The sequence below is a fragment of the Pseudomonas sp. R4-34-07 genome (assembly GCF_003852375.1).
In the GTDB taxonomy this organism is placed as follows: Bacteria; Pseudomonadota; Gammaproteobacteria; order Pseudomonadales; family Pseudomonadaceae; genus Aquipseudomonas.
The window spans coordinates 180718-191196 of the sequence record NZ_CP027760.1 but is presented as its reverse complement, the minus strand read 5'-3'; the positions used below and the strand labels follow the sequence as shown (position 1 = coordinate 191196).

Genomic DNA, 10479 nt, shown 5'->3' with positions numbered 1-10479 from the left:
TCGCATCGTGGTTACCGTAGGCTGCTACAAAGTTGTGTAGATATCTATGGCTATCGGGGGCAAGCCCCCTCCCACACTCTCAAAAAAATTCACCTAGCCGACTAAAGCTCGGTTTTTTTCAACCCTCACCATTTTTTTTCAAGTTTTGGCCTTTTCACACATTTTTTTGCACATCTCGCCCGCCCCGCAACATCACATTCAACTCATCCACCACCACCGCCCAATCCGCATCTTCCAGAATCTCCTCACGCAAAAACGCTCTTTGGCTATCGGTCCAGAAAAACGCATCCGCCAGTTTCAGTTCCGGCTTGAGCGGTGAATGAACCGCCACAAATTGCTCAATGCTCACCGGGTCATCCGCTAATCCAAGCTGTTTGAACAGTGACGACAAGCTATGCACAGGCGATTCCATGGCGGGCTCCTAAGAAGACGATTCCCCAGAGTCTAGCCCAGGCGCCAGCCACGCCAGCAACCGCTCGACGCACTGCTGTGCCGACAGCACGCCGGTATCCAGCACCAGCGACGCATGGGGCGGTGGCTCGTAAGGCGAGCCGATGCCGGTGAACCCCGGCAGTTCTCCCCTTCGCGCCCGGGCATAGTGCCCCTTGGTGTCGCGGCCTTCGCACACTGCCAGTGAGGCGCTGCACCACACTTCGCGATAATCCGCGCCCAGGCGCTCGGCAAACACCGCGCGCAGCTCAACCAGCGGCGCGATCAACGCCAGGATCACGATGTGCCCGTTTTCCACCAGCAGTGCCGCGAGTTCGCTGGCGCGGCGGATGTTCTCCAGGCGATCGCTGTCGGCAAAACCCAGGTCTTTGTTGAGGCCACCGCGCAAGGCATCGCCGTCGAGTACCAGGCTCTGCCGGCCCTGTTCGAACAGCGCCGCTTGCAGCCCCTGGGCCAGGGTTGATTTGCCCGAGGCAGGCAAACCGGTGAGCAGGATCGCCACGCCGCAATGCCCATTGCGCGCTTCGCGTTGACGGCGAGTGACGCTCGCCGTCGGCGCCACCAGGTTATTTGGCGACGGCACGTGGCACCGGCGTGGTGATATTGCCGGCAGCCCACGCTGATTCGCGGCCAGCCAACGCCGTGGCGATGGACTGCACGCGGTCCGAGTCCAGCTCTTCGGGCAACGGGTCGAGCCCGGCGCTGGCGAAGATCTGGCCATAGGCGTTGCGCAGGTCGGCGTAGGCCAGGTCGCGGCGCAGGTCGGCTTGCAGGGTGTTGAGTTCGCCCTGGATCAGGTCGAGTTCACCTAACCCGGCGGCCTCATGGCGGTTGCGCAACTGGGTGAGGATTTGCCCGTCGATGCTGGCCAGTTGTTCGCTGGTCTTGAACTGGCGCACGGCTTCCTGGTAATTGGCGTTGGCCACGTAGACCTGGGCCAGCACCGCGATGGACATCGCTTGGCGTCGGGCTGTCGCGACGTTTTCACCGGCCTTGGCGACGTCGATGGCGGCCGGCGCGGAGATCACGTTGAACAGGTTCCAGGTGATCTTGGCGCCGTAGTCGGCCCAGCGGTTGTCGACCAAAAACGAGTTGCTGTCGTAATGGCCTCCGGCCGAAAACTCCAGGCCCGGCAGCAGGCGCAGCATGGCTTTGCGGGTTTCGGCGGCGCTGATGCGGGTCTGGTAGTCCTGCTCGCGCAGTTCAGGGCGGTTGGCCAGGGCTTCCTGCTCCAGGCTGGCCAGCTTGACCTTCAGTTGCGGCACGCTGTAGTCATCCGGCGTTACCAGCTTGAGGTCGGTGCCCATGGGCAGGTTGATCAGGGTCGCCAGTTCGGTCTTGGCCAGGGACAGCGCGCGGCGCTGTTCCTGCAACTGGCGCGTGGCTTCGATCAGCGAGCGCTGGTAACCGAGGGCCTGCACCGGGTCGCCGATGCGCTGCTCGCTCATGCTCTGGCTGTTGGTCTGGGCCTGGTTGACCCGCGCCATCAGGCTGTCGATCTGGGTCAGCAAGCGTTCAGCCGCCACGGCGCGCCAATAGGCCGAGCGCACATCCTGCACGATGGTGTTGATCACCTTGCGCCGACGTTCCTGGATGATCAGACGCTGGTCGCCCTGCTGCTTGGCGCTGATGTAGCTCACACCAAAGTCGAGAACGTTCCACACCATGGTCAGGTCCGCCACGCGGCGGTCGCGGTCCTGGGAGGTCGACGGTTCCAGCGACTGGTTGCCACTGAGCACGCTCTGGCTGCTGGAGGCGTTGGTGTTGTTGCGCCCGGCGTAGCCTGCGGACAGGGCCATACGCGGCAGCATGTCGAAGCTGGAAAGGTCGGACTGACGCATGGCCAGGGCTTCTTCCATGATCTTCAAGCGGCCTTCAAGGTTGTACTTCACCGCACGGGCCATGGCCTGGTGCAACGTGAGCGGGCCGCTCAGCGGCTCCTGGTCCTTGTACATGCCTTGCAGATCGCTGCGGGCTCGCTGCTCACTGACACTGCGTTCAATCGGCTCGCTGGTGACCGCACAACCGCCGATCGCCAGCGCCAGCAAGCTGGCGCCGAACAACTTATGACCTGTTTTCATCCTTGGAGCGCCCCTGTTCCTGCGTCTTGAGTTAAGTATGTTCAAGCCTGCATTTCGCTGATGCCGACCTGTTGCAGTGCATGCGCCAGGTCAATCACCTGGCGTTGTTCGGTGTCCTTGAGTTGCTGCAATTGCTGGCCGAGGGTCGGCGCGCCAAATACGCCACGCAACCCGTGGGCCGGGTCGGACTGGCCCTTGATCGACTTGCTGTCGAACGCCTTGAGGCCGCTGTCGTCGCCGCCGGTTTCACGGTTGAACAGACTCGATAAGGAGCTTGAACCAAACACCCCGCCATCGCCGCCGCCAAAGCCGAGAAAGCCCTTGCCGCTGCCGTCACCGGCGTCGTTAGTGCTGAAAACCTGGGCGATAAAGCTCGGCGCCGACGCACCGTTTTGAATGAAGATACTGCCCAGGGGCGGCAAACCCGCGCCTATTTCGCGCGGTGCAAACAACGGCGAGAAGCCGATGAGTGAGCCGAGATTGCCGGTCGGCTGGCCGAAGATAACCGGCTGCAATGGCATGTTCGTCGCAACCTGCGACGGTGCCGGCTCGGTGACGCGAAACAGCGGATCGCCGGTCAACGTAACGGTATTGATCGAGAAGTTGTTGGAGTTGGCAAAACCGCTGCCCGTATTGCCCGACAGGTCATTCACCAGCCCGGTATCGAGGGTGATGAAGTTGCTCGGGTCGTTGAGGTTGGCTGCCGGGGTCAAAGTGGCCGTCCAGGTCCGGCCGCCATCGCTGGTAGCCAGGTTGGACAAGCTGCCGTTGGCCACGCTCAGGTCATCAAGGTCGAAGCCACTGACTTTCTCGCTGAAGGTGAAGGTCACGGTGGTGGTCTGGCCCACCGTCAGGTTCGGGTTGGCGATGCTGATCGTCGCGGTGGGACGTTCGCCATCGATCGCATAATTGTTGGAGATCGCAATGCCGCTGCCGGCATTACCCGCCGTGTCATTGACTTGACCCGCATCCAGCACGATCAGGTTGGTCGCATCGCTGATCACCGCGGTCGGGGTCAGGAGGGCGGTCCAGGTTTTACCGCCATCCTGGCTTGCCAGGTTGGACAGCACACCATTGGCCACACTCAGGTCCGACAGGTCAAAGCCGCTCACCGCTTCGCTGAAGGCGATGGTAACGGTGGTGGTCTGCCCGATGCCCAAGGTGCCGTTGGCCACGGAAATACTCGCGGTGGGGCGTTGGGTGTCGACGGCATAGTTGTTGGAATCGGTGGTGCCGCTGCCTGCGTTGCCGGCCGCGTCCTGCACGCCGCTGTTGTTCAGCGTGACCAGGTTGCTGGTGTCGGTGATGTTGGCTGTCGGCGTCAGGGTCGCGGTCCAGGTCACGCCGCCATCGCTGGAGGCCAGGTTGCCCAGAGTGCCATTGGCCACGCTCAGGTCGCCGGTGCTCAAGCCACTGACTGCCTCGGAGAAGGTAATGGTGACTTGGGCGGTCTCACCCACCTTCAATGCGCCGTGGTCGACCACAACCGTCGCGGTCGGCCGCAGCGTGTCGATGCTGAAGTTACTGGAGCCCGTCACGCCACTGCCGACATTGCCTGCCAGGTCGCTGACACCGGCGTTATCCAGCGTGATCAGGTTGGTGGTGTCGTGAATGTCGCTGGTCGGCGTAAACGTCGCCGTCCAGGTGATGCCACCGTCGGCGCTGCTCACCGCCGAGAGCGTGCCGTTGGGCACGCTCAGGTCGCTGTTATCGAAACCTGCAACCGCCTCGCTGAAGGTGATGGTCACCAGCGAAGTTTCCCCGGCGGCCAGGGCCGGGTCGGCGACCACGATCGTGGCCGTTGGGCGCTGGCTGTCGATGGTGTAGTTGTTCGAGTCGGTGGTGCCGCTGCCGGCGTTGCCGGCCTGGTCAGCGATGCCGGTGTTGTTCAGAGTGATCAGGTTGCTGGTGTCGGTGATTCCGGCCGTCGGCGTGAAGGTTGCGGTCCAGGTAATGCCGCCATCGCTGCTGCTCAAGGCGCTCAGGGTACCGTTGGCAACCGTCAGGTCGGCGAGGGTAAAGCCTGTGGCCGCCTCGGAGAAGGTGACCGTTACCAGCGAAGTCTGGCCGACGCCGAGGGCGGTATTGGCAAGCACAATGCTGGCGGTCGGGGCCTGTGTGTCGATGGCGTAGTTGTTGGAGTCGGTGGTGCCAGTGCCGACGTTGCCCGCACCATTTTGCACGCCACTGTTGTCCAGGGTGATCAGGTTGCTGGTGTCGGTGACATTGCTGATCGGCGTGAACGTTGCCGTCCAGGTGATACCGCCGTCGCTGCTGCTCACCGCGCTCAGCGTACCGTTGGCGATGGCCAGGTCGGCGTTGCTGAAACCGCTGACCGCTTCGCTGAAGGTGATGGTGACCAGCGAGGTTTCGCCGACGCTTAACGCGGTGTCAGCAATGACGATGGTTGCCGTCGGTTGCACCGTATCAATGGTGAAGTTGCCCGAGTTGGTGATGCCGGTACCGGCATTACCGGCCAGGTCGGCGACCCCGGCGTTGTTCAGGGTGACCAGATTGGTGGTGTCGCGCACGCTGGAGTTCGGGGTGAAGGTTGCCGTCCAAGTGATGCCACCGTCGGCGCTGCTCACCGCCGAGAGCGTGCCGTTGGGCACGCTCAGGTCGCTGTTGTCGAAACCTGAAACCGCCTCGTTGAAGGTGATGGTCACCAGCGAGGTCTCACCGGCGCTCAACACTGGGTCGGCGACCACGATCGTGGCCGTTGGGCGCTGGCTGTCGATGGTGTAGTTGTTCGAATTGGTAGTGCCGCTGCCAACGTTGCCGGCCTGGTCGGCGATGCCGGTGTTGCTCAGCGTGATCAGGTTGCTGGTGTCGGTGATTCCGGCCGTCGGCGTGAAGGTTGCGGTCCAGGTAATGCCGCCATCGCTGCTGCTCAAGGCGCTCAAGGTACCGTTGGCAACCGTCAGGTCGGCGAGGGTAAAGCCGGTGACTGCCTCGGAGAAGGTGACCGTTACCAGCGACGTCTGGCCGACGCCGAGGGCGGTATCGGCAAGCACAATGCTCGCAGTCGGGGCCTGTGTGTCGATGGCGTAGTTGTTGGAGTCAGTGGTACCGCTGCCGACGTTGCCCGAGCCGTTCTGTACACCGCTGTTGTCGAGGGTGATCAGGTTGCTGGCGTCGGTAATGGCGCTGGTGGGCGTGAACGTCGCCGTCCAGGTGATGCCGCCGTCACTGCTGCTCACCGCGCTCAGCGTACCGTTGGCGATGGCCAGGTCGGCGTTGCTGAAACCGCTGACCGCTTCGCTGAAAGTGATGGTGACCAGTGAGGTTTCGCCGACGCTTAACGCGGTGTCCGCGACCACGATGGTTGCCGTCGGTTGCACCGTATCGATGGTGAAGTTGCCCGAGTTGGTGATGCCGGCGCCGGCATTACCGGCCAGGTCGACGACCCCGGCGTTGTTCAGGGTGACCAGATTGGTGGTGTCGCGCACGCTGGCGTTCGGGGTGAAGGTTGCCGTCCAGGTGATGCCACCGTCGGCGCTGCTCACCGCCGAGAGCGTGCCGTTGGGCACGCTCAGGTCGCTGTTGTCGAAACCTGCAACCGCCTCGTTGAAGGTGATGGTCACCAGCGAGGTCTCACCGGCGCTCAACACTGGGTCGGCGACCACGATCGTGGCCGTTGGGCGCTGGCTGTCGATGGTGTAATTGTTCGAATCGGTAGTGCCACTGCCGACGTTGCCGGCCTGGTCGGCGATGCCGGTGTTGTTCAGCGTGATCAGGTTGCTGGTGTCGGTGATTCCGGCCGTCGGCGTGAAGGTTGCGGTCCAGGTAATGCCGCCATCGCTGCTGCTCAAGGCGCTCAAGGTACCGTTGGCAACCGTCAGGTCGGCGAGGGTAAAGCCGGTGACTGCCTCGGAGAAGGTGACCGTTACCAGCGACGTCTGGCCGACGCCGAGGGCGGTATCGGCAAGCACAATGCTGGCAGTCGGGGCCTGTGTGTCGATGGCGTAGTTGTTGGAGCTGGTGGTGCCACTGCCGACGTTGCCCGAGCCGTTCTGTACACCGCTGTTATCCAGGGTGATCAGGTTGCTGGCGTCGGTAATGGCGCTGGAGGGCGTGAACGTCGCCGTCCAGGTGATACCGCCGTCGCTGCTGCTCACCGCGCTCAGCGTACCGTTGGCGATGGCCAGGTCGGCGTTGCTGAAGCCGCTGACCGCTTCGCTGAACGTGATGGTGACCAGCGAGGTTTCGCCGATGCTCAACGAGGTGTCCGCGACCACGATGGTCGCTGTCGGCTGTACGGTGTCGATCGTGTAGTTGGCCGAGTTGGTGGTGCCGGACCCGGCGTTGCCGGCGAGGTCGGCGACGCCGGTATTGGCCAGGGTAATCAGGTTAGTGGCGTCATTGACGCCAAGCGTCGGCGTGAAGGTGGCGGTCCAGGTGATACCGCCATCGCTGCTGCTGACGGCCGTCAACGTACCGTTGGCAATCGACAGGTCGGCATTGGTGAAACCGCTGACGGCCTCACTGAAGGTGACGGTGACCAACGAGGTCTCACCGGCGCTCAACACCGGGTCGGCGACCACGATGGTCGCGGTCGGCCGGACGGTATCGACGGCGTAATTGGCCGAATCGGTGGTGCCGCTGCCGGCGTTGCCGGCCTGGTCGGCAATGCCGGTATTGTTCAGGGTGATCAGGTTGGTGGTGTCGCTGGTGCTGGCGGCAGGGGTAAACGTCGCTGTCCAGGTAATCCCGCCGTCGCTGCTGCTGATGGCCGTCAATGTGCCGTTGGCAATGGTCAGGTCGGCATTGGTGAAACCCGACACGGCTTCACTGAAGGTGACGGTCACCAGCGAGGTGTCACCGATTTTCAGGGCGGTGTCGGCCATTACGATGGACGCGGCCGGGCGCTGGGTGTCGATGGTGTAGTTGTTGGAGCTGGTGGTGCCGAGGCCCTGGTTGCCATTCGCATCACTGACCCCGGTGTTATCCAGGGTGATGAGGTTGGTGGTGTCGGTAATGCTGGCCGTCGGGGTGAGCGTCGCGGTCCAGGTGATGCCGCCGTCGCTGCTGCTGACGGCCGACAACGTACCGTTGGCGACAGCCAGATCCGCGTTGGTAAAGCCGCTGACGGCCTTGTTGAACGTGATGGTGATCGTTGAGGTTTCACCGATGGCCAGCGCGGTGTCGGCCACGACGAGGGTGGCGGTCGGACGCGTGGTGTCGACCACGAAGTTGTTCGAATCGGTGGTGCCCTGCCCGGTGTTCCCGGCAGCGTCTGCTACCCCGGCGTTATTCAGGGTAATCACGTTGGTGGTGTCAGTGACGCTGTTGGTGGGCGTGAACGTGGCCGTCCAGGTGATGCCGCCGTCGCCGCTGGTGACGGCCGACAGCGTCCCGTTGGCGAGGGTCAGGTCGGCGTTGGTGAAACCGCTCACGGCCTCACTGAAGGTGATGGTCACCAGCGAGGTTTCACCGATGCTCAAGGTGTTGTCGGCGACCACGATGGTCGCGGTCGGCCGAGCGGTATCAATGGCGTAGTTGACCGAATCGGTGGTGCCGCTGCCGGCGTTGCCGGCCTGGTCGGCAATGCCGGTGTTGTCCAGGGTGATCAGGTTGGTGGCGTCGGTGATAGCAGTGGTCGGGGTAAAGGTCGCCGTCCAGGTGATACCGCCGTCGCTGCTGCTCACCGCGCTCAGCGTCCCGTTGGCGATGCTCAGGTCAGCATTGGTGAAACCGCTTACGGCTTCACTGAACGTAAAGGTCACTGCCGTGGTTTCGCCGGCTTTGAGCGCCGTGTCGGTGATAGCGATCGTGGCCGTCGGGCGAAGCGTGTCGACCACGTAGTTGGCGGAATTAGTGGTGCCGACGCCGACTGCGCCGTCGGAGATGGCCGCCACGCCGGTGTTGTCCAGGGAAATGATGTTGGTGGTGTCCGAGATGGCATTGGTGGGCGTGAACGTCGCCGTCCAGGTAATGCCGCCGTCGGCGCTGGAAACGGCCGTCAACGTGCCATTGGCGATGGCCAGGTCGGCATTGGTGAAACCGCTCACGGCCCGGCTGAAGGTGATGGTTACCAGGGAGGTATCGCCAATTTTGAGGGCGCTATCGGCCAGCACGATGGTCGCGGTCGGGGGCTCGACATAGGCGGTATTGAGCACGCCGCCACTGCTGTAAATCGAGGGCTGCGCGCTCGGCGTGGTGCCCGCGGTGCCCCCGCTCGTGGGGCCGCCCACCCCGCTGGCCGCGGCGTTACCGCTCAGCGCGGCAAAGTTGGCGGCGGTGATCAACACGGTCCCGCCGTTGTTCCAGATGGCCCCCACACCGCGACCACCAGCGCCGCCATCGAAGATCTTGCCGCCGCTGCCGCCGCCCCCACCGCCGCCACCGGCCGCGATGTTGTTGCTGATCACCGAAGCACCGATCACTTTCAGGGTGCCGCTTGAAGCGTTGTAGATACCGCCCGATGCATTGCCGCCGACGCCGCCGACCTTGTCCCAGCCGGAACCGCCACCGCCACCGCCAATCGAAAGCGTGCCGTTGGTCGCCGATCCGCCGTCACCGCCGTGGCTGTAGCCGGACGCGCCATTGCCACCCAGGCCGCCAGTGCTGGTGCCGCCGCGTCCGCCCATATCGTTGACTGAGTAGCCACCCCCGTAGCCGCCAGCGCCGGCGCTGCCGGCGCCCCCGGCATACGTGAGGTTGCCTGGGCCGGTCGAACCGCCATGGCCGCCGCTTCCCCCACCGATACCCCCGCCGCCGCCGCCACCGCCGCCGGAATAGGCGGGCGTCACGCCACCACCGCCACCGCCACCGGACGCGGCGTTGGCGGTGACCGTCACGTTGTTGAGCGTGAGGGTGCCCGCGTTGAAAATCCCGCCGCCCATCGCGCCCGCCGCTGCCGCGCCGCCGTTGCCGCCGTTGCCCGCCACCAGCCCTTTGGTGATGACCAGGCCATCGAGGGTTACCGTGCTGCCGGACGCGATTTCCACGACGCGGGACCGGTACTGGCCATCGAGGGTGATATCTGCAGTGCCATTGTTGTCCAGGTCGCCATCGACGGTGATGTTCTTGTTGATCAGCAACTCGGACGTGAGCGCCACGGTCGAGCCGGAGAGGCCTAAATTGAACGTGACGATATCGCCGTTCTGCGCCGAGGCGATGGCCGCGCGCAGCGAGCCGACCCCGGTGTTGAGGTTGTTGGTAGCGGTCCAGGTCGCCAGGCCCCACTGGTAATCGCTCATGGCTTTGGTCGACAGCACGTTGGCGCTTTCGATGGACCCGGTGGCGATCTCCAGGTCCCAGTCGCCGCCCACGCCCGTGCGGTTGAGCGACGCCGCTACGTCGCGGCCGGTCAACTGCGCCAGGGAATCGACAAAATTCAGGCCGCGTTCGCCCTCGGCGGTGTAGCAGCCGTAAATCAGGATGTCGCCGCCAACGTTCATGTCCTTGCCGATTTGCCCCAGCACCGCGCTGCGGGCCGCAACATTGTCGGCCGACAGGTAGGTAGTACCGAGCCACAGATCGCCCGCATTGCCGTGGGCAATGATCTGCACCGAGCTGACGCCCTGGTGAGTGTCGAGGTAGTCGGCAATCTGCTGCAGGCCGTCCTTGCTCGCATCCAACTGGATGACTTGGGCGCCCGGGGCCACGCCTTGCAACAAGCTGGCGGAGTCCTTGACCCGGGCATCCACGAACACCACGGTTTGACCGGGCACGGCTACGGGTGAAACGGCTGGCGCGTCGGCCTGGCCGTGGGTGTCTTTGCTCACGCTCGGGTGGTCAGCCGTCGGCGGCTTGGCGGCGTCAGCGGTGGGATGGCTGTCGGGTTGCGCCGCTTCAGCCACGGTGGCGGCGACTGCGCCGTCGAACAGCATGCGCGGCTCCAGGTGCATGATCATCGGCGAGACCCGTGCCCGTACTGCTTCGGTTTCCCGCGACTTGCGATTGCTCCACCACATGCTGCTCACCCGGCGTCAAACGTTCTTGA

4 protein-coding genes are annotated in these 10479 nt (G+C 63.9%); all 4 read right to left on the bottom strand.

Going from position 1 to position 10479, the window contains the following annotated elements; all coding sequences use genetic code 11:
* Positions 1-154 precede the first annotated feature (154 nt).
* From C4J85_RS00770 to C4J85_RS00755, 4 genes are read right to left on the bottom strand one after another with little or no spacing between them, the layout of a single operon-like run.
* A complete protein-coding gene (locus tag C4J85_RS00770) occupies positions 155-412 on the bottom strand; it encodes a DUF2789 domain-containing protein (protein ID WP_124360704.1) in 258 nt (85 codons plus the stop codon).
* A 9-nt stretch (positions 413-421) separates the two neighbouring features.
* Positions 422-1033, bottom strand: coding sequence for an adenylyl-sulfate kinase (gene cysC, locus C4J85_RS00765; RefSeq protein ID WP_124408758.1), 612 nt, complete (start codon positions 1031-1033; stop codon positions 422-424).
* Positions 1017-2531, bottom strand: coding sequence for a TolC family protein (locus C4J85_RS00760; protein ID WP_124360702.1), 1515 nt, complete (start codon positions 2529-2531; stop codon positions 1017-1019). The genes cysC and C4J85_RS00760 overlap by 17 nt, the downstream gene beginning before the upstream one ends.
* Before the next feature lie 41 nt (positions 2532-2572).
* The gene (locus C4J85_RS00755; protein ID WP_124408757.1) at positions 2573-10450 is read right to left on the bottom strand and encodes an Ig-like domain-containing protein; all 7878 of its coding nucleotides are present in this window, start codon (positions 10448-10450) and stop codon (positions 2573-2575) included.
* Between the last annotated feature and the right edge of the window lie 29 nt (positions 10451-10479).